This window comes from Pseudomonas sp. NPDC077451 (assembly GCF_044543345.1).
Classification (GTDB): Bacteria; Pseudomonadota; Gammaproteobacteria; order Pseudomonadales; family Pseudomonadaceae; genus Stutzerimonas.
This window is the reverse complement of the sequence record NZ_JBITVX010000007.1, coordinates 160704-179162: the sequence shown is the minus strand read 5'-3', so window position 1 is coordinate 179162 and position 18459 is coordinate 160704. Positions and strand designations below refer to the sequence as shown.

Below are 18459 nucleotides of genomic sequence, written 5' to 3'. Positions count from 1 at the left end.
CAGTCAGGCTATTCGGAGCTCGTCCCCATGAAAACACTCACCGATCACCTCGCCCAATACGCGGCCTATCACCGGGACCCGCGCAATCTGCTCAGCCATTTCATCGGCATTCCCATGATCGTGCTGGCTGTCGCAGTGCTGCTGTCGCGTCCAGGTGTGGAGGCGTTCGGGCTATGGCTGAGCCCGGTTGCGCTGGTCGCCTTGATCTCGACGCTGTTCTATTTTCGGCTGGATGTGCGCTTCGGCGTGCTCACGGGCGCGGTGCTGTTGCTCTGCGTCTGGGTCGGTGCAGCCCTTGCGCAGCAATCGACGGCGCTATGGCTGAGCGCCGGTGGCGGTTTGTTCGTAGTTGGCTGGATTATCCAGTTCATCGGTCACTACTTCGAAGGACGCAAGCCTGCGTTTGTCGACGATCTGACCGGACTGATCATCGGGCCACTGTTCGTTGCTGCTGAGCTTGGCTTCATCTTCGGTCTGCGCGAACCCCTGCGCCACGCGATCGAAGCGCGTGTCGGCCCGGTTCAGCTGCGCCAGCAGCCGGCCGATGCCTGACAGGAAGGTGCTCAGTCAGGGGCGAGCGCCATCCATTGATCGCTGAGGCTGCGCGCGTGGCGATCAACCATGATCGGGGCGAAAGCGCGGCCTGACGCAGTGTTGAAGCTGTTGTTGCCGCTGTTCATGTCTTCGAGCGCCACCTTGAGGAACTCCCAACGTGTTTTGAGCTTGGCAATGGCCACGTTCGATTTGCCATCCAGCGCAGCCAGTTGCTCGTCGATCGACGGTACGAGGCGGCGCTCGTCCTGGCCGAGGTAGGTATCCGGTTGTTCGCGGGCGGTTTCGAATGAGCCTACATAGGCGCGGCTGAGGTACTGCACAGTGAGGTATTCCACCTTGGCGGGCAGCTCGGCGCGAACGTTGGCGCCTTGCTGGCTGCGCACAGCCGTTAGGAAATCGCGCAGCGCTTTGCTCATCTGCAGCGGCCAGCCCCAAGGCATGTCGTCTTCCTCGCGGCCGAAGCTTGCGCCTTCGCGAAGCGTTGTCTGTAAGACTTGATGCAATGGGTGCAGATCGTTGCGGGCGCCGGGAAAGCTGTCGACCCTGTCGGCTAGCGCTTTGAGGTCGCTTTCCATTCGGGCCAGGTGCGCCTTCTGGAAACCTTCGCCTCGATAGAGCAATAGGCTGCTGGTCGCTCGGTTGGCGTGGATCTGCATGCTTTCCAGCGCAGTATAGGTTTGAGCATGGGCAGGATTGAGCAGAGCTGGAAACCAGCACGCCAGCAAAACCACCATCCATAGCCATTTGCGATGATTCATGTCGCGCTCCTTTTTATTTTTATAGAAGCAAAGTGCCAGGCGGTTGTACCAGCACGGCATCAGCTCGGCAGCCTAGCCAAGAGGTGGCGCTCTGGTATCACACAAAAGAGCTATTTTTAGATCGGCGGCCGTTTGCGCGGCAAGATTGGCCGAAGTGACACGAAACCCCTTGCGCTAGTTGAAGTCGCTCAGAGCATCCGTTCGAGGCCAATCACCCGGCTGAACCAGGCATTGAACCGTCGCCAAGCACCGCCCGGTTCGTGCAGCAAGACCTTTCGCTGCCCGTCATCCTCGGCGATCCAGATCAACCGCCGCACGCCGTTGCGCTCGATCAGTCGCACTTCATAGCTGACGGCGGGCGAAGTGCCCTCCTGCGAGAGTTTGTGCACCTCGCGAGCCAATTCTGGACTGTCGATAAGGATGCCGACTTCGGTGTTCCACAGGACTGAGCGAGGGTCGAAGTTCAGCGAGCCGAGAAAGACCCGCTCCTGGTCGAACACCGCTGCCTTGCTGTGCAGGCTGGATTCGGAATCGCCACTGATACTGAAGCGGGTCTCCTGGTCCGGTTGTCGGCGCAACTCGAACAATCTCACCCCCGCTTTCAGCAGATCGGCCCGATAGGGCGCATAGCCGCCATGCACGGCCGGCACGTCGGTGGCCTCCAGAGAATTGGTCAAGACCTGTACCGCAACGCCGTTCCTGGCGTGTCCGGCGAGGTATTCAGCACCTTGTTCAGTTGGCACGAAATAAGCGGAGATCAGCGTCAGGGATCGTCGCACGCGGTCCATGTTCGGCTGCAGTTGAGTGGTCAGCAGCAGGCTTTCATCTGGAATGCCGGCTGCTTCGATCTTGTCGGGGTGATCCCAAAGCGCTTCGCCAGGCGCCCAAATCAGGTCGGCCAGCCAGTCGCGCGGTGAAGGCTTCTGAGGCCCGCCCATCAAATGCTGATAGCGGCGCTCGTCCTTTTGTCGTTCGGCTTGGAGGTAGCGGGTGATATCGCGGCGCGCCAGTTCAAGCTCGTCCTTGTTGGGCGGGTGACGCAAGAACTGTTGGATTGGCACGCTCAGCGTGTGGTTCCAGTACTGGTCGAAGCTGACCGCCAATTGCTCGGCGACCGGGCCGGCGGCGAGTAGGTCGATGTCAGTGAAGTTGAAACTCTGATCGGCATCGAAGTATTCATCGCCCAGGTTGCGCCCGCCGACGATGGCCAGGCTGCTGTCAGCCAGCATCAGCTTGTTGTGCATGCGGCGGTGTTGTTGGGATAGGTTGAGCAGCCGCCCGAGCGAACGGGTAATCACAGTGCTACGGCCGATATGCAAGGGATTGAAGACGCGGATCAGGATGTTCGGGTGTGCCGCCAGAGTGGCGATCTGGTAGTCGCTGCCGTCGCTCGTGGTGTCATCAAGCAGCAGCCGTACCCTGACGCCGCGGTCCGCCGCACGCACCACCTCTTCTATGAGCGCGCGGGTGCTCAAGCCATCGTGGACGATGTAGTACTGCACGTCGAGGCTCGTCCTGGCCTGGCGAATCATCTGTGTACGCGCCGAAAAGGCTTCGGCACTGTCGGACAGCAGGCGAAATCCGGAGGTGCCCGCAGGCTGCTTTGCCGCCAGCGCCTCGACTTGCTGGGTCAGTGCCGAGTTCTGGTTGGGCAGCGCGTAAGACGTTGGGGCGGGTGTAATCTGGCCGGCACAGCCAACCAGGAATAGCACTGCCACAAGGAGCAGGTGCAGGCGCAAGGTCACTCCTGTCGATTGTTATGTTCCTCGACAGTTTGGACGCCAGCGCAACGGCGAAATTCAGAACTGGTCTTTAAGCCGGTGCCAGAGCATGCCGAGGGCCAGCAGCGGCGAGCGCAGACGCTGACCGCCAGGGAAGGTCGGGTGTGGCACACGGGAGAACAGGTCGAAGCGTCCCTCAAGCTGCCCGCTGATGGCCTCGCCGAGCAGGCGTCCTGCCAGGTGTGTGGCGTTCAGGCCGTGTCCGGCATAGGCCTGGGCGTAGTAGACGTTGGGCTGGTCTGGCAGTCGTCCAATTTGTGGCAGCCGGTTGGCGCCGATGCCAATCATGCCGCCCCATTGGTAATCGATTCGGGTGTTTCGTAGGCGGGGGAACACCTCGAGCATCTTCGGTTGCATGTAGGCGGCGATGTCCTTCGGGTCGCGTCCGGAGTAGTGGCAGGCACCGCCGAACAGCAGCCGGCCATCGGCCGACAGGCGGAAGTAGTCCAGCGCCACTCGCTGATCGCAGACCGCCATGTTCTGCGGCAGCAATTCCTGTCTGACGTCCTCGGGAAGCGGCTCGGTGGCAATGATGTAACTGCCGGCCGGTAGCACCTTGCCCGCCAGTGATTTGTTCAGAGAACCCAGGTAAGCATTGCCGGCCAGCACGAGCTGACGGGCACTCACGCAGCCCTGCGCGGTGTGCACTCGAACCTGCTGACCGTAATCGATCCGTTCGACAGCGGATCGCTCGTACAGCTGCACGCCCAGCGATAGGGCTGCTGCTGCTTCGCCCAATGCCAGGTTGAGTGGATGAAGATGGCCCGAGCCCATATCGATCAGGCCGCCCACGTAGCGATCAGAACCGATGACTTCGCCCATCGCGTCTCTTGGCAGGAGCCTCAATGGATGCGGATAGCCCAGACGCTGGAGATCGGCATAGTCTGCTTCGAAGCCTTCGACGTGCCGTTGTTTCGTTGCCAGATCGCAGTAACCCCAGGTCAGGTCGCAATCGATGGCGTAGCGCTCGATGCGCTCGCGCACGATGTCCACCGCTTCGAAACCCATACGTTTGAGGCCGTCCACGCCCTTGTTACCCAGCACCGGCTGAAACTGCTCGACGTCATGCCCCACTCCACGAATCAGCTGTCCGCCGTTGCGCCCGCTAGCACCCCAACCGATCAGGTGGGCTTCCAGCAGCACCACGGACAGGCCGCGCTCGGCCAGTTCGATAGCCGTGTTGAGGCCGCTGAAGCCGCCCCCGATGATGCAGACGTCCGCCTCCAGCTCGCCTTGCAAGTGCTTGAGATCAAGGGTGCGATTGGTGGTGGCCGCGTAGTAGGACGACGCGTGGTGCTGCGCGCGAGCAGCTGATTGCGGGGTGGTCATGGTCGAGCCTTGGACGGTTTGCATGGACCGAAGGGTAGACCGGATGTTTATTGCAGAGCAAAAGCCGCGCGAGGCTGAAGCAAAACCTTACGGTTCTCGGTTGGCTAACGGCTGACTCCAAAGACTCGTTCGGCTCTGCTTTTTGATGCACCGGGATTGGGGCTGATCTGGCAGCGAACTCTGCTTGGCTTCCGCTCCTACTCCGGCACCGGCAGTTCCAGCGATTCCTTCACTTCCTCCATCACGATGTAGCTTTTCGACTCACGTACATGCGGCAACTTGAGCAGAATGTCGCCGAGCAACTTGCGGTAGGAGGCCATTTCAGAGATCCGCGCCTTGATCAGGTAGTCAAAGTCCCCCGAAACCAGATGGCACTCCAGCACATGAGGCAGCTTGAGCACGGCACGGCGAAACTCTTCAAAGATATCGCCTGACTTGTAGGCCAGGCTGATCTCGACGAATACCAGCAACCCGCCTTTCAGATGCTGCGGGTTCAGCCTCGCCGTGTAACCCATGATGATGCCTTCGCGCTCCAGACGTCGAACGCGCTCCGTACACGGCGTGGTCGACAGGCCGATGCGCTCGCCCAGCTCGGTAAATGGCATGCGTCCTTCGGCCTGCAACAGGCGAAGGATCTGGCGGTCGATCTTGTCCAGCTCGCGGCGGGTTTGATGCTTAGTGCGCATAGGCGTATCGCCTCTATATATGCAGTTTAAGGCGTGAATAAATCGCAAATATAGCCTGTTATATAGCGAAAACCACTACAAGACGCTTTCTATACTCCGCATTAACAGTGACTCGGAAAAGCCCGGTAGCACGGGTGGGAGACGGCGATGCGTGTTCTGGTAATGGGAAGCGGCGTAATCGGTACCACCGGTGCCTACTATCTGGCGCGGGCTGGCTTCGAGGTCGTGGTGGTTGACCGTCAGCCAGCCGTGGCGATGGAGACGAGCTTCGCCAATGCCGGCCAGGTTTCCCCCGGTTACGCGTCGCCCTGGGCCGCGCCTGGCGTACCCTTGAAGGCCATGAAATGGCTGATGCAACGCCATGCGCCGCTTGCCATCAAGCTCACCGGCGACATTCAGCAATACCTGTGGATGGCTCAGATGCTGCGCAACTGCACGGCAGCGCGCTACGCGGTGAACAAGGAACGCATGGTGCGGCTGTCCGAATACAGTCGCGATTGCCTTGATGAGCTGCGCGCTGAAACTGGTATCGATTATGAAGGCCGGCAATGCGGCACGACCCAACTGTTCCGCACCCAGGCACAGCTCGATAACGCCGCCAAGGACATCGCCGTACTGGATGCTTCCGGCGTGCCCTATGAATTGCTCGATCGCGCCGGTATCGCACACGCCGAGCCGGCGCTGGCGAAGGTCTCGGACAAGCTTAGTGGCGCGCTTCGTTTGCCCAATGACCAGACCGGCGATTGCCAGATGTTCACCACCAAACTCGCTGACATGGCCCGCGAGCTGGGCGTCGAGTTCCGTTTCAACCAGGACATCCAGCGGCTGCAGTTAGCGGGTGACCAGCTCGAAGGCGTCTGGGTCAACGGCAAGCTGGAAAAGGCCGATCGCTACGTGCTGGCGCTGGGCAGCTACAGCCCGCAGATGCTCAAGCCGCTCGGCATCCGCGCGCCGGTGTACCCGCTCAAGGGCTATTCATTGACCGTGCCGATCAGCGACCCCGCGATGGCGCCGGTTTCCACCGTGCTCGACGAGACCTATAAGGTCGCCATTACCCGTTTCGATCAGCGCATCCGGGTGGGCGGCATGGCCGAAATCGCAGGCCATGACCTTTCGCTCAATCCGCGCCGGCGAGAAACGCTGGAAATGGTCGTCGGCGATCTGTTCCCGCAGGGTGGCGATCCGAGTACGGCCGAACTCTGGACCGGCCTGCGCCCGGCCACGCCGGATGGAACGCCGATCATTGGCGGCACACGCTATCGCAACCTGTACTTGAACACCGGGCACGGTACCCTGGGCTGGACCATGGCCTGTGGTTCTGGTCGCTTGCTGGCCGACATGCTGGCGAAAAAGCGCACGCAGATCAGTACCGACGGCCTCGATATTTCCCGCTATGGCACCCAAAAGGAATCGCACAAGCATGCCCATACAGCGCCTGCACACTAACGCTCGCATGAGCCAGATCGTCATCCACGGCAATACGGTTTATCTGGCCGGCCAGGTAGGCGAGGACATGAATGCGGGGATCGAACAACAGACCCGTGAGACGCTCGACAATATCGAACGCCTCCTGCGGCAGGCCGGTACCGATAAGCAGCACATCCTTTCGGTGACCATTTATCTGAAGGACATCGATGCCGATTTCGCCGGCATGAATGCGGTCTGGGATCAGTGGCTGCCGGAAGGCGTCGCGCCGGCGCGTGCCACGGTGGAGGCCAAGCTTTGCGAGCCTGAGATCCTGGTTGAACTGTCGGTTGTGGCCGCATTACCGGCGTAGCCCGATCGCCATCCGGGGCGATCTGTCATTTCGTCCCGTTGTGTTGAAAATACTGAACGCCCTCGCCATCATAGCGACCTCAGCAATCGCTCTTATTGGGGGCTCCCGTATTGGACGTTGGCGTTCGACTGCAAACCATCCGCAAACTCAAGGGCCTGTCCCAACGCGAACTCGCCAAACGTGCGGGCGTCACCAACAGCACGATCTCCATGATCGAGAAGAACAGCGTCAGCCCGTCGATCAGTTCGTTGAAGAAGGTGCTGAGCGGGATTCCAATGTCATTGGTCGAGTTTTTCTCGCCTGATTTCGAGCAGGACAGCGATACACAGGTGGTCTACAAGGCCGGCGAGCTGATCGATATTTCCGACGGTGCGGTGAGCATGAAGCTTGTCGGCAAAGCGCACCCGGGTCGCGCCATCGCATTTCTCGCCGAAACCTATCCGCCTGGCTCCGATACCGGCACCGACATGCTGGCGCACCAGGGCGAAGAGGCTGGCATGCTGGTCGAGGGACGCCTGGAGCTGACGGTGAGCGGCCAGACCTATTTGCTGGAAACAGGCGACAGTTACTACTTCGAGAGCAGCAAGCCGCATCGCTTTCGTAATCCGTTCGATGCGCCGGCCAAGCTGATCAGTGCGACCACGCCGGCCAACTTCTGACCTGTGCGGCTGGCCCAGGCGACGGACGGGTGCCGCTGCGACAAAGCGTCGCTGAGGATGACAGGGCCTTTCGTATTGTTTCGGCGGGCATGGCTTGCCGTTATACTGACCGCCGCTCGCGATACCGTGGCCGCGGGCGTGTCTAGCCACATGAGGGTATAAGGTGAACCTGATTAAGAAGATCCTGGTAGCACAGACTGCCGTATTGGCCCTGTGGGCAGTGAGCGCTCAGGCTGCGACCAACGACGACATCGCCGAGCGCCTCAAGCCGGTAGGCGAAGTTTGTATTCAAGGTGAAGAATGCGCCGCAGCCGGTCCGGCAGCTGCTGCCGCTGGTGGCGGCGCGCTTAGCGGTGAAGAAGTGGTCGGCAAGTTCTGCAACGCCTGCCACGGCACCGGTCTGCTGGATGCGCCGAAGGTCGGCGATACAGCTGCCTGGCAAGCGCGTGCTGATGAGAAGGGTGGTCTCGATGTGCTGTTGGCCAACGCCATCACTGGCATCAACGCCATGCCGCCGAAAGGCACTTGCGCCAGCTGCTCGGATGACGAGCTGATGGCTGCAATCAAGCAGATGTCCGGGCTCTAAGCCTCAGCCGGTCAGACAAAGCCGCCTTCGGGCGGCTTTGTCGTGTCTGGCGGGGAGAAAAGCGGCGCTGCATCGGGTCGAAACTTCAAACCCATTCCCGGGGCCTGCACCGACGTCAGGCCTCCGCACGAAGATGAGGTGCCCATGCCCAGTTCCGCCCCGCATCCCGAGCAATTGCATTTTTCCAGCGACGGTCGTACGCCAAACAGCTCGCATCCGGTGCTGGTGTACCGGCAGTTGCCGCTAGCCGGAAACGACTACGCCAGTGCGTTCGAGAACCTGTTCAATAGCCACCTGTGGCCGGCCCAATGGCGTGCGGGTGTGTACGACTATCACCACTTTCATTCGACCGCTCATGAGGTGCTCGGCGTTTCGCGGGGGGCGGCGCGGCTGATGCTCGGTGGCGAGCAGGGGCAGGAAGTTGAGGTGCGCGCTGGCGACGCGCTGGTGCTACCGGCCGGCACCGGTCATTGCCAGCTCAGCGCCAGCAATGATTTCCAAGTGGTGGGCGGTTACCCGGTCGAGCAGCAGTACGATCTGCTGCGCCCGGATGAAGCCAGCCATGATGAGGCACAGGCGCGCGCTCAGCGGGTCAGCGTACCGGTGAGCGATCCGGTTGCCGGCACGCAGGGCGCGTTGGTTGATCTGTGGCGTAAGGAATAAGCGCAGGGAGTGGCGCGGGGCGCTACTCGACGAACACCACCTGGCCGTCGCTGAGGGCGGCCACGCGAGCTAGGGATTCAACCCGGAAGCCCGCTTCTTCCAGTTCCTGCCGGCCGGCCTGGAAGGATTTCTCGATGACGATGCCAAGCCCGGCGATGCTCGCGCCGGCCTGCTGAATGATCGAAATCAGACCCTTGGCCGCTTTACCGTTGGCCAGGAAATCGTCGATGACCAACACCCGGTCGTTTGGCGACAGGTGATTGGTGGAAATCGCGATGGTGCTCTCGACCTGCTTGGTAAAGGAGTACACCGAGGCCGTCAGTAGGTGATCGGTCAGGGTTAGCGACTGATGCTTGCGAGCAAAAATGACCGGCACGCCCAGTTCCAAGCCAGCCATGATCGCTGGCGCGATGCCCGAGGCTTCGATGGTGACGATCTTGGTGATCTTCTCGTCGCGGAACCGGCGCGCGAATTCCTGGCCGATCTGCTGCATCAGCACAGGGTCGATCTGATGATTTAGGAAAGCATCGACCTTCAGTACGCGGTCGGAGAGTACGATGCCTTCATTGCGGATCTTCTGTTTCAGCTGTTCCACGAACGCGCTACCTCAAGCGTGAGCGGCCGGGTTTGCCTGACCAATCGGGGTGCTGAAAACCAGTTGGGCGCTGCGCCATGGAGGCGAGCGCCCAGCTCGTTTCGATTCTGCATCCGTCCGTCACTGCTTACCGCAGCCTGGAAAGCCGCGCATTCTCGCTCAATTCTGCTCGCAGGTCCAAGTGGACCGTTCAGTCCGGTGTTTCGATCGACAGGCGGCGGAAGCGCGCCGCTTCGCCGTGGTGTTGAAGCACCACGTGGCCTTCGAAGGATTGGGCAAAGCGAGGATAGCCACTGAATTTACTCTGGGTGATACGTTCCCGCAGCGCCGGCTCATCGAGCCGGTAGCGCAGCACCCGTTGCCCGTCTAGCCAGTGCTCGACTTCGCCGTTGCGAAGGCTCAACGCCGCTTCGATGAACTGTTCGGGCTCAGTCTGCGTTTCGATATCAGGTCGCAGCAAGCCGTAGAGCGCGCCGTTGCGCGTTGTCGGTTCGCGGCCATCGGGATGGCCGCGGTCATCGAGCAGCTGCATTTCCGGGCCGCTGTGCCAGCTGAGATCAGCACCTTCGTCGACGCAACAGAACACACCGGAATTGCCGGCAAAGGGCAGGGCGAATTCGAAGCGCAGGATGAAATTCCGGTAGCGTTGCCGGGATATCAGATCGATGCGCCGCGAACCGGCCAAGGCGCAGAGCTCGTCGCCTGCAACACTCCAGCAATCGTGAGGAAAGTCGTCTCCATGCCAGGCGCGCCATTGGGATGCATCGAGCTGGTGGGGCATCTGGATTACCCGAACAGTTGCTGTTTGCGCCGCAGCCAACGGTAGCCGTACGGCCCGAGGCGGATTTTCAGCGGCGAGCCTTCGGGCTGATCGTAGTTGCTGTCGGCGAGCACATCGACCATGTCCTGTAGATCGTCGGCGGTGATTTCCACTGTGGTTTCCTTGTCGGCCAGGTTGACCAGCATAAGCACGCTGGAGCCGTTGTCGTGGCGGATGGCGAACACCGCCGGATCCTCGACTTCCACCGTCTGCCGCTTGCCGATACCGATTTCACGCAGCCCGACCCGCGTGCGGATCATGTTGCCCGTGCGGGCCATCAGTGAATCGCTGCGCAGGGTCTGGGCGAATACATTGATCTTGTCGTAGGCGAAGGGGCCTTCATCGATCAGCGGCGCCGCCAGCTCGCCGGCGGTGCAGGAAAACCCGGCGTTGGGCTCGTTGGACCACTGCATCGGCGTGCGCACGGCCTGGCGCTCAGGGCGCTCCATGTCGTCGCCCATGCCGATTTCCTCGCCATAGCGGATGATCGGTGTGCCCGGCAGCGAAAACAGTAACGCATGCGTGGCGGCGATTCGGCGCTCATCGCCATCGAGCATCGGTGCGAGCCGCCGCCGAATGCCGCGGTTATACGCGCGCATCTTCGGATCGGGGGCGAAGGTGTCCATCACCTCGTTGCGCTCATCTTCTTTCAGCCGATCCAGGCTCAGCTCGTCATGGTTGCGAATCCACAGTGCGTACTGCGAATGGCTGGGCGGCAGCGGTTGGCTGTTCAAGGCGCGGACCAGCGGCTCGGCCTGTTGCCGGGCCAACGCCAGGAAGAGGTGGTTGTTGGTCCAGAAGTCCAGCAGCAGGGTGACGCGGTCCGCCTCGTCCCCGAAGTACTCGACATACTTTTCCGGGTCGGTGTCGATCTCGCCGAGCAGTACGGTTTCCGGGCGGCGCATGGTGACGAAGTCGCGCATGTGTTCCAGCAGCCAGTAGCCCTTTTTCAGATCCCCACCACCGGCCTGGCGCACCATGTGTACCGCGGCGTCGATGCGAAAGCCGGACACGCCCAGGCGCAGCCAGAACGACATGATCCGCTCGATTTCGTGAATGACCCTTGGGTTGGCGAGGTCCAGGTCCGGCTCGTGCTTGTAGAACAGGTGGCGGTAGTACTGACCGGCTTCCTCATCCCAGGTCCAGATACTGTCTTCGACCGTCGGAAAGATCGGCGCCATCGAAGTGTCCGGCTCATCTGCCCAGATGTAGTAGTCGCGGTACGGCGAATTTCGGTCGCGGCGCGCCTCCTGGAACCATTTGTGCTCGCTGGAGGTGTGTTGCACCAGCAGTTCGACGATCACGTGCAGGCCGAGCTCCTCGGCCTTTTCCAGCAGCGCCACCATGTCAGCCAGATCACCGAATTGCGGGGCGATCTGCAGGTGGTCGGTGACGTCGTAGCCGGCGTCGAGGAACGGCGAAGCGTAGCAGGGCATGATCCAGACGGCGGTGGCACCCAGGCCGCGGATGTAATCCAGTCGTTCGGTGATGCCGCGCAAGTCGCCGCAGCCGTCGCCGTTGCTGTCACGGAAGAGTGCGGGATCGACCTGATAGATCACCGCGTTGCGATACCAGAGTGGACGCATGCTCAGCTCTCCGCCGGGCGCAGGACCAGCGCCTGCCCGGCTGACAAATTGCCATTAAAGGGTTCGCCTTCCCCGACGCCATCGCTGGCGATCTCCACCAGCCAATGGGCGCTTTGGGGAAACGCGTGTGGGTGATCGGCAAAATTGATACAGACCAGGCGGCAGTCGTCGCCCTGCTGTCGGTGGTAGGCCAGAACATCGGGGTGCGATGGCAGCTCTGCAAAATCGCCGTGATGCAGCGCCGGGCTGGCCTTGCGCGCGGCGAGCAGGCGCTGGTAAAGCGCAAACATCGAATTCACCGCGCCGGTCTGGCGCTCGGCCGCCAGTTCGTCGGCCTCGGGTGGGAAGGGCAGCCAGGGTGCAGCGCCGTCCCAGCCATGCGGCGGCTCAGCTTGCCAGGGAATCGGCGCCCGGCAACCGTCACGGCCGCCCGGATCGACACGGGTCTCGGCAGTGATCACCGCGTCTTCCAGCCCCAGCTCCTCGCCCTGATAGATGAAGGGTGTGCCGCGCAAGGTCAGCAGCAGCACTGCGGCGGCACGGGAGGCCCGTTCGGAGCCTTGATAGCGGCTGCGCTGGCGCACATTGTCGTGGTTGGACAGTACCCAGGTGGGCCAGGCGCCGGCCGGTTGCAGCCAATGCTGCACGTCGCGGATGCAGGTGCGAAACAGCACCGGGTCCCAGGGCGCGTCGAGCGGGTTGAAGTTGAAGGCCAGGTGCAGCTCGTCGCCGGCGCCGTAGTACTGCAGCACGCGTTCGGTGGAGCGGATATTCACCTCGCCCACCAGCATGCGGTCGCCGGGGTAGCTGTCGACCAACTTGCGCAAGCCGCGCAGCACTTCGTGGCTGTAGGGCTGGTCATTGAAATCCGACAGCGGTTGGCCGGCCTGGCAGCGCGGGTCGTCAGCAAAGCTCGGGTCCTTGCCGGTGCAGTGGATGACGTCGATGCGAAAACCGTCGATGCCGCGATCAAGCCAGAAGCGCAGCACGTCGTGCATCGCCTCCACCACTTCGGGGTTGCGCCAGTTCAGATCCGGCTGCTTGGCGAGGAACAGGTGCAGGTAGTACTGCTGGGTCTGCTCGTCCCAGGTCCAGGCGCTGCCGGCGCCCAGCGCGGCACGCCAGTTGTTGGGCTCGTCACGCCAGATGTACCAGTCCCGCTTGGGGTTGTCCCGCGAGCTGCGCGACTCGACGAACCAGGGGTGTTCATCGGAGGTGTGATTGGGCACGAAATCAAGCAGTACGCGAATGCCGCGGGCGTGGGCTTCGGTGATCAGCCGGTCGATATCGCTCAGCGAACCGAACAGGGGGTCGATGTCGCAGTAATCGCTGATGTCGTAGCCGGCGTCGGCCATCGGCGAGCGGAAGATCGGCGACAGCCACAGTGCGTCGACGCCGAGCTGCTGCAGATGGTCGAGATGCCGCAGTACGCCGTTGAGGTCGCCAATGCCGTCACCGTTGCTGTCAGCGAAGGACCTTGGATAGATCTGATAAATGGTGGCGCCTTTCCACCAGGGTGCTGGGAATGACTCGCTCATTGCTCGTGGCCCTTCTCCTGAGTGCGGCAAGCCCGGCGTAACGGGCCTGTGAGAGTTACGACTGACGAGCGGTGCCTGGGTTTCCCCGATTCATTGATCTCCGTCGGACGGTACTGAACGCCACCGCGGATACTCCGACTAACCTTCACCAGCCTCAACGACCCAGGAGAGCACCATGTTGCGAGTTGCTATCAATGGTTATGGCCGTATCGGCCGAGCTGTACTGCGAGCCCTGTTCGAGCGAAACCTGGAAAACCAGATCCATATCGAAGCGATCAACGACCTCAGCGAGCGCTCGGCGATGGCGCATCTGACGCGCTTCGATACCACCTTCGGCCGTTTCCACGGCCAGGTCGACTTGCGCGATGACGTGATGCAGATCCGTGGCCAGTCGATCCGCCTGCTTCAGGAACGCGATCCGACGCAGCTGCCGTGGAAACAGCTAGGTGTCGACGTGGTGCTGGAGTGCTCGGGGAAATTCAAGAAGCGCGACCTGATCGATCAGCACCTGCAGGCCGGTGCCCAGCGGGTGTTCGCCTCGCACCCACTGGACGGCGCGGATCTGACGGTCGTCTACGGCGTCAACCATGAGCTGCTCGACAGCAGCCATCGTGTGATCTCCAACGCCTCCTGCACTACCAATTGCTTGGCACCGCTGGCCAAGGTGTTACATGAGTCAGTGGGGATCCGCCAGGGCCTGCTGAACACGGTGCACTCCTATACGAATGACCAGAGCCTGCTGGACAAGGCGCACAAGGATCTCTACCGCGCCCGTGCCGCAGCCGAATCGATTATTCCGTCGACCACCGGTGCGGCCAAGGCTATCGGTCTGGTGTTGCCCGAGCTGGCCGGGCGTCTGGACGGGTTGGCGGTTCGGGTGCCGACACCGAACGTGTCGCTCGTCGACCTTACCTTCACCTCCGAGCGAGCTCCGGGAAGCGTTGAGGCAATCAACCAGATCCTCCGCGAAGGCGCCCAGAAAATGCCGCTCGGCGTCATGGAGTGCAACGACCTGCCGCTGGTCTCGCGCGATTTCTTCGGTCACCCGACCTCGTGCGTAGCCGACCTCAGCCACACGCGCGTACAGGGCGACCTGGTCAAAGTGCTGGCCTGGTACGACAACGAATGGGCCTTCTCCAACCGCATGCTCGACGTGCTGCTCCATTGGGGCGACGGTAATGCGCAGGCTAGCTGACGGATCGACCGGATGAGCGATGAGGCGAGCATCTGGACGCAACGGCTGGCCGATTTCCGGGCGGCTACGGCGGCCAACCAGCCAACGCCCGGTTGCGGTGCGGCCGCTGCTGTTACGGCCGATATCGGGCTTGCGTTGGTGCTCAAGGGTCTGCGTATCAGCGAGGCCCACGGGTCCGATCCGACTCGCCGCGCGCTGTTGCAAGCGGCGGAAGCACTGTCGGGCAGGCCCGGCACGTTCGCGGATGATGACGTCCAGGCTTTCGGGGACTACCTCAATGCTGCTCGGAACGGTGAACCCGAACAGAAGCAGGCCGCGTCTCGTCAGGCTTGTGCCGTGCCGCTGGCTTTGGCGCATTGCTGCCTGGAGGCGCTCGAGCTGGCGGTTGATGCTTGGCCATGTACCGACCCGAACGTGCAAAGCGATGCCCAGGCCGGCGCCGTGCTCATTCATGCCGGGCTCAGCGCAGCCTTGATCAACGTGGATGCGGATATGGCAAGTCTCGAAGACGCCGCCACCCGTGATCAGGCCGTGCAGACTCGCACGCGCTTGCAGGCTGAGGGCGACGACCTGTTGCAGCGTCTGTTCGGTCAGGCGTTGTCCCGTTCTTAGTGCAGATTGATCGCCAGCAAGCTGGCTCCTACGAAAGCCTGCGTCGACGGCCACTCGTGGTCTGTACGTGCCCCCGCGCTGACGATCTCACCAACAATGAAAAGGCAGGGTTCAGTGCGGCAGTGGCATAACTAGCCCCACATTCCGGTAGGAGCCAGCTTGCTGGCGATCCGGTCCCGCTCCCTCGTCACGTTCATCAAGTAGCCATACGGCCCTGACACACCGGTTCTCACGATAACGAGAATAAACGTCTCGTTTTAGGTTGACGCCTACCGTCATTGTTTCTAGTCTCCAGCCACCTGAGACGAACTTTCTCAATCGAGACCTGAAGTTTTCTTATGCAATCCGTTCATATAGCGCCTCATCTGGCTGGCCTTTAGACCTGTCCGAGCGCAGCGCGAAACCTAATCGGAGAAGCCAATGAGCCATCGCATCGTCCTGCCGCGCCTGATGGAAGTCGGCGCCGGCGCCAGTCAGCAGATCGTCTCTGTGCTGCATAACCTTGGCTGCAAACGACCACTGATCGTGACCGACCGGATGATGGTCGAGCTGGGCTATGTCGCCCGAATCAGCGAGATCCTGGCCAACGCGGATATTCCCAGCGACTGCTTCGCCGACACGCTGCCGGAGCCGACTGCGGCATCGATTCGTGCCGGCGTCGAGATGGTGCGTCAGGGTGATTACGATTCGATCATCGCCCTCGGTGGCGGGAGCCCCATCGATTCGGCCAAGGCCATCGGCATTCTTGGCAAATTCGGTGGCGAGATGCGCGACTACCGTTTCCCGCGTGACGTCAGCGAGGCGGGTCTGCCGCTGATCGCTATTCCGACTACAGCGGGCACCGGCTCGGAAGCGACCCGTTTCACCATCATCACCGACGAGACCAGCGACGAGAAAATGCTCTGCGCCGGCCTCGGTTTCATGCCGGTCGCCGCGCTGATCGATTACGAGCTGACCCTGTCGCTGCCGCCGCGGGTTACTGCCGATACTGGCATCGACGCGCTGACCCACGCCATCGAGGCCTATGTCAGCCGCAAGGCCAGCCTCTACAGCGATGCCCAGGCCCTGCAGGCCATGCGCTTGCTGGCGCCGAATCTGCGTGCGGCCTATCACGAGCCGAGCAACCGCCAGGCCCGCGAGGCAATGATGTTGGGTGCGACCCTGGCTGGCATTGCCTTCTCCAATGCATCGGTGGCGCTGGTGCACGGCATGAGCCGGCCCATCGGTGCGTTTTTCCATGTGCCGCACGGGCTGTCCAACGCCATGCTGCTGCCGGCGATCACCGCGTTCTCGATTCCCTCCGCGCCGGAGCGTTATGCCGACTGCGCGCGTGCCATGGGCGTGGCGGGCGAGGGCGACAGCGTCGAGGCAGCCAACGAAAAGATGCTGACCGAGTTGCGCGCAATCAACAAGGAGCTGCAGGTGCCCAGCCCCGAGCAGTTCGGCATCACCCGCGAGCGCTTCTTCGAACTGCGCGAAACCATGGCAAAGCAGGCGCTTGCTTCGGGTTCGCCCGGCAACAACCCGCGAGTGCCCACGGAAGCTGAAATCATCGACCTCTACGAAATCGTCTGGAACCAGGAGTGACCCATGCAGACCCTCGGTAATCTGATCAACAACGAGGCGGTCGCTGGCCGTTCCGAACGCCATTCGACCGTTTACAACCCCGCTACCGGTGAGCCACGTCTTTACGTCTCGCTGTCCTCGGCCGACGAAACCCGTGAAGCCATCGCTGCCGCCCAAGCTGCGTTCGAAGGCTGGTCCAAGACGCCCCCGCTGGTCCGTGCTCGCGTCATGTTTCGCTTCAAGGCGCTGCTCGAAGAACGGCGCGACGACGTCGCGCGGCTGATCTCGCTGGAGCACGGCAAGGTGTTCTCCGATGCCCAAGGCGAAGTGACCCGCGGCCTCGAAGTGGTGGAGTTCGCCTGCGGCATTCCGCACCTGCTCAAGGGCGAGTTCTCGCCCAACGTTGGGCGCGATATCGATTCCAACTCGCTGATGCAGCCGCTGGGCGTCTGTGTCGGCATCACACCGTTCAACTTCCCGGTCATGGTGCCGCTGTGGATGCTGCCGGTGGCCATCGCCTGCGGTAACACCTTCGTCCTCAAGCCGTCGGAAAAGGACCCGAGCGCAACCATGCTGCTCGGTGAATTGCTGGCCGAAGCCGGGCTGCCCGCAGGCGTGCTGAATATCGTCAATGGCGACAAGGAGGCCGTGGACGTGCTGCTGACCGACGAGCGCGTGCAATCGGTGAGCTTCGTCGGCTCGACGCCCATCGCCGAATACATCTACAGCACTGCGTCGGCCCACGGCAAACGCTGCCAGGCGCTGGGCGGGGCGAAGAACCACATGGTGATCATGCCCGACGCCGATCCGCAGCAAGTGGTCGGCTCGCTGATGGGCGCCGCGTATGGCTCGGCCGGTGAGCGCTGCATGGCGATCTCGGTCGCGGTCTGTGTCGGTGATGAGGTGGCGGACAACCTGGTCGAGATGCTCAAGGGCGAAATCAGCCAGATGCGCACCGGCCCAGGCACGGGCGTTGAACCCGAGCCGCACATGGGGCCACTGGTCACACGCGAACATCAGCAGAAGGTGTCCGGCTACATCGATCTGGGGGTGGAAGAAGGCGCGACCCTGGTCTGTGACGGGCGTGGGCTGACGGTCGAGGGTTACGAGAACGGCTTTTATGTCGGCCCGACACTGTTCGACCGGGTGACACCGCAGATGCGTATCTACAAGGAGGAAATCTTCGGTCCGGTCTTGGCGGTCGTGCGCGTCAACACCTTCGACGAAGCGTTGAAGCTGGTTAACGACCACGAGTTCGGCAACGGCACCTCGATCTTCACCCGTGACGGCGACACCGCGCGACAGTACGAGGAAGAGGTCAAGGTCGGAATGGTGGGCGTCAACGTGCCAATCCCGGTGCCAATGGCCTTCCATTGCTTCGGTGGTTGGAAGCGCTCGATCTTCGGCCCGCTGAACATGCATGGCCCTGACGGTGTGCGTTTCTTCACTCGGATGAAGACCGTGACTCGGCGCTGGCCGACCGGTATCCGTGCGGGTGCGGATTTTTCGATGCCGACTATGAAGTAGACATCGCGGCGTCGTAGGGTGGGCTTCAGCCCACCGATCGGCAGCGGCAAGGCGTAACTGCTGACGAAGCGTGCTCGTTCTGATTCGCGTGCCGACGCGCATGGTTTTTGCGGCTGGTGGGCTGAAGCCCACCCTACCGATTACGCTGCGGGCCCCGCGCTCCGTGCTGGTCCGCGATCTATCCTTTAGACTTTGCCGCCCTTCGGGCGGCTGTTTTCTTCTACTG

General features: G+C 62.0%; 18 protein-coding genes. 10 read left to right on the top strand and 8 right to left on the bottom strand.

The window, feature by feature from the left end; translation table 11 throughout:
- The first annotated feature begins 27 nt into the window (after nucleotides 1-27).
- Nucleotides 28-552 carry an Mpo1 family 2-hydroxy fatty acid dioxygenase gene (locus ACIGHL_RS13510; RefSeq protein WP_128120226.1) on the top strand — a complete coding sequence of 175 codons (525 nt, stop codon included), beginning with the start codon at nucleotides 28-30 and terminating at the stop codon, nucleotides 550-552.
- 11 nt (nucleotides 553-563) lie between these two features.
- On the opposite strand, the gene ACIGHL_RS13505 is transcribed toward ACIGHL_RS13510, so the two are convergent.
- From ACIGHL_RS13505 to ACIGHL_RS13490, 4 genes are all read right to left on the bottom strand, one after another.
- Nucleotides 564-1313, bottom strand: coding sequence for a hypothetical protein (locus ACIGHL_RS13505; protein ID WP_181689994.1), 750 nt, complete (start codon nucleotides 1311-1313; stop codon nucleotides 564-566).
- A 188-nt stretch (nucleotides 1314-1501) separates the two neighbouring features.
- Entirely contained in the window at nucleotides 1502-3052 is a 1551-nt protein-coding gene (locus tag ACIGHL_RS13500; RefSeq protein WP_181689995.1) for a phospholipase D family protein, read from the bottom strand.
- 60 nt (nucleotides 3053-3112) lie between these two features.
- Nucleotides 3113-4423 (bottom strand): NAD(P)/FAD-dependent oxidoreductase, encoded by a 1311-nt coding sequence (locus ACIGHL_RS13495; RefSeq protein ID WP_413818140.1) that lies wholly within the window; start codon nucleotides 4421-4423, stop codon nucleotides 3113-3115.
- Nucleotides 4424-4620: 197 nt separating this feature from the next.
- Nucleotides 4621-5109, bottom strand: a complete 489-nt coding sequence (locus ACIGHL_RS13490; RefSeq protein ID WP_045431082.1) for an Lrp/AsnC ligand binding domain-containing protein — start codon at nucleotides 5107-5109, stop codon at nucleotides 4621-4623.
- A gap of 147 nt (nucleotides 5110-5256) precedes the next feature.
- Here ACIGHL_RS13490 and dadA point away from each other — a divergent pair, with 147 nt between their 5' ends.
- The 5 genes from dadA (at nucleotide 5257) to ACIGHL_RS13465 (ending at nucleotide 8794) form a co-directional block, all read left to right on the top strand.
- Nucleotides 5257-6555 (top strand): D-amino acid dehydrogenase, encoded by a 1299-nt coding sequence (dadA, locus tag ACIGHL_RS13485; protein WP_128120228.1) that lies wholly within the window; start codon nucleotides 5257-5259, stop codon nucleotides 6553-6555.
- The gene (locus tag ACIGHL_RS13480; RefSeq protein WP_045431075.1) at nucleotides 6530-6886 is read left to right on the top strand and encodes a RidA family protein; all 357 of its coding nucleotides are present in this window, start codon (nucleotides 6530-6532) and stop codon (nucleotides 6884-6886) included. Before dadA ends, ACIGHL_RS13480 begins: the two co-directional genes overlap by 26 nt.
- Nucleotides 6887-6996: 110 nt before the next feature.
- Nucleotides 6997-7545, top strand: a complete 549-nt coding sequence (locus tag ACIGHL_RS13475) for a cupin domain-containing protein (RefSeq protein ID WP_046162958.1) — start codon at nucleotides 6997-6999, stop codon at nucleotides 7543-7545.
- Between the two features lie 163 nt (nucleotides 7546-7708).
- Complete coding sequence (locus tag ACIGHL_RS13470) at nucleotides 7709-8131, top strand: c-type cytochrome (protein WP_128120229.1); 423 nt, start codon at nucleotides 7709-7711, stop codon at nucleotides 8129-8131.
- A 144-nt stretch (nucleotides 8132-8275) separates the two neighbouring features.
- Nucleotides 8276-8794, top strand: a complete 519-nt coding sequence (locus tag ACIGHL_RS13465) for a cupin domain-containing protein (RefSeq protein WP_128120230.1) — start codon at nucleotides 8276-8278, stop codon at nucleotides 8792-8794.
- A gap of 22 nt (nucleotides 8795-8816) precedes the next feature.
- Here the strand turns inward: ACIGHL_RS13465 and ACIGHL_RS13460 are convergent, their stop codons facing one another.
- From ACIGHL_RS13460 to ACIGHL_RS13445, 4 genes are all read right to left on the bottom strand, one after another.
- Nucleotides 8817-9389 (bottom strand): xanthine phosphoribosyltransferase, encoded by a 573-nt coding sequence (locus tag ACIGHL_RS13460; RefSeq protein ID WP_045431064.1) that lies wholly within the window; start codon nucleotides 9387-9389, stop codon nucleotides 8817-8819.
- A 190-nt stretch (nucleotides 9390-9579) separates the two neighbouring features.
- Complete coding sequence (locus ACIGHL_RS13455) at nucleotides 9580-10170, bottom strand: 3-keto-disaccharide hydrolase (protein WP_128120231.1); 591 nt, start codon at nucleotides 10168-10170, stop codon at nucleotides 9580-9582.
- A gap of 5 nt (nucleotides 10171-10175) precedes the next feature.
- Nucleotides 10176-11795 carry an alpha-amylase family protein gene (locus ACIGHL_RS13450; RefSeq protein WP_128120232.1) on the bottom strand — a complete coding sequence of 540 codons (1620 nt, stop codon included), beginning with the start codon at nucleotides 11793-11795 and terminating at the stop codon, nucleotides 10176-10178.
- Between the two features lie 2 nt (nucleotides 11796-11797).
- On the bottom strand, nucleotides 11798-13333 hold the full coding sequence (locus ACIGHL_RS13445) for an alpha-amylase family glycosyl hydrolase (protein WP_128120233.1): 1536 nt from the start codon (nucleotides 13331-13333) through the stop codon (nucleotides 11798-11800).
- A 175-nt stretch (nucleotides 13334-13508) separates the two neighbouring features.
- Here ACIGHL_RS13445 and gap point away from each other — a divergent pair, with 175 nt between their 5' ends.
- The 4 genes from gap (at nucleotide 13509) to ACIGHL_RS13425 (ending at nucleotide 18233) form a co-directional block, all read left to right on the top strand.
- Complete coding sequence (gene gap / locus ACIGHL_RS13440) at nucleotides 13509-14528, top strand: type I glyceraldehyde-3-phosphate dehydrogenase (RefSeq protein ID WP_128120234.1); 1020 nt, start codon at nucleotides 13509-13511, stop codon at nucleotides 14526-14528.
- 12 nt (nucleotides 14529-14540) lie between these two features.
- A complete protein-coding gene (locus tag ACIGHL_RS13435; protein WP_128120235.1) occupies nucleotides 14541-15140 on the top strand; it encodes a cyclodeaminase/cyclohydrolase family protein in 600 nt (199 codons plus the stop codon).
- A 420-nt stretch (nucleotides 15141-15560) separates the two neighbouring features.
- Nucleotides 15561-16727: an iron-containing alcohol dehydrogenase gene (locus ACIGHL_RS13430; RefSeq protein WP_128120236.1), complete on the top strand. Its 1167-nt coding sequence runs from the start codon at nucleotides 15561-15563 to the stop codon at nucleotides 16725-16727.
- Between the two features lie 3 nt (nucleotides 16728-16730).
- The gene (locus ACIGHL_RS13425; RefSeq protein WP_128120237.1) at nucleotides 16731-18233 is read left to right on the top strand and encodes a CoA-acylating methylmalonate-semialdehyde dehydrogenase; all 1503 of its coding nucleotides are present in this window, start codon (nucleotides 16731-16733) and stop codon (nucleotides 18231-18233) included.
- Nucleotides 18234-18459 lie beyond the last annotated feature (226 nt).

What these genes read in the sequence shown, in the direction of transcription:
- ACIGHL_RS13510 (WP_128120226.1), top strand. Translation starts at nt 28, where the DNA reads ATGAAAACACTCACCGATCACCTCGCCCAATACGCGGCCTATCACCGG.
- ACIGHL_RS13505 (WP_181689994.1), bottom strand. Translation starts at nt 1,313, where the DNA reads ATGAATCATCGCAAATGGCTATGGATGGTGGTTTTGCTGGCGTGCTGG.
- ACIGHL_RS13495 (WP_413818140.1), bottom strand. Translation starts at nt 4,423, where the DNA reads ATGACCACCCCGCAATCAGCTGCTCGCGCGCAGCACCACGCGTCGTCC.
- ACIGHL_RS13490 (WP_045431082.1), bottom strand. Translation starts at nt 5,109, where the DNA reads ATGCGCACTAAGCATCAAACCCGCCGCGAGCTGGACAAGATCGACCGC.
- dadA (WP_128120228.1), top strand. Translation starts at nt 5,257, where the DNA reads ATGCGTGTTCTGGTAATGGGAAGCGGCGTAATCGGTACCACCGGTGCC.
- ACIGHL_RS13480 (WP_045431075.1), top strand. Translation starts at nt 6,530, where the DNA reads ATGCCCATACAGCGCCTGCACACTAACGCTCGCATGAGCCAGATCGTC.
- ACIGHL_RS13465 (WP_128120230.1), top strand. Translation starts at nt 8,276, where the DNA reads ATGCCCAGTTCCGCCCCGCATCCCGAGCAATTGCATTTTTCCAGCGAC.
- ACIGHL_RS13455 (WP_128120231.1), bottom strand. Translation starts at nt 10,170, where the DNA reads ATGCCCCACCAGCTCGATGCATCCCAATGGCGCGCCTGGCATGGAGAC.
- ACIGHL_RS13450 (WP_128120232.1), bottom strand. Translation starts at nt 11,795, where the DNA reads ATGCGTCCACTCTGGTATCGCAACGCGGTGATCTATCAGGTCGATCCC.
- ACIGHL_RS13445 (WP_128120233.1), bottom strand. Translation starts at nt 13,333, where the DNA reads ATGAGCGAGTCATTCCCAGCACCCTGGTGGAAAGGCGCCACCATTTAT.
- gap (WP_128120234.1), top strand. Translation starts at nt 13,509, where the DNA reads ATGTTGCGAGTTGCTATCAATGGTTATGGCCGTATCGGCCGAGCTGTA.
- ACIGHL_RS13435 (WP_128120235.1), top strand. Translation starts at nt 14,541, where the DNA reads ATGAGCGATGAGGCGAGCATCTGGACGCAACGGCTGGCCGATTTCCGG.
- ACIGHL_RS13430 (WP_128120236.1), top strand. Translation starts at nt 15,561, where the DNA reads ATGAGCCATCGCATCGTCCTGCCGCGCCTGATGGAAGTCGGCGCCGGC.
- ACIGHL_RS13425 (WP_128120237.1), top strand. Translation starts at nt 16,731, where the DNA reads ATGCAGACCCTCGGTAATCTGATCAACAACGAGGCGGTCGCTGGCCGT.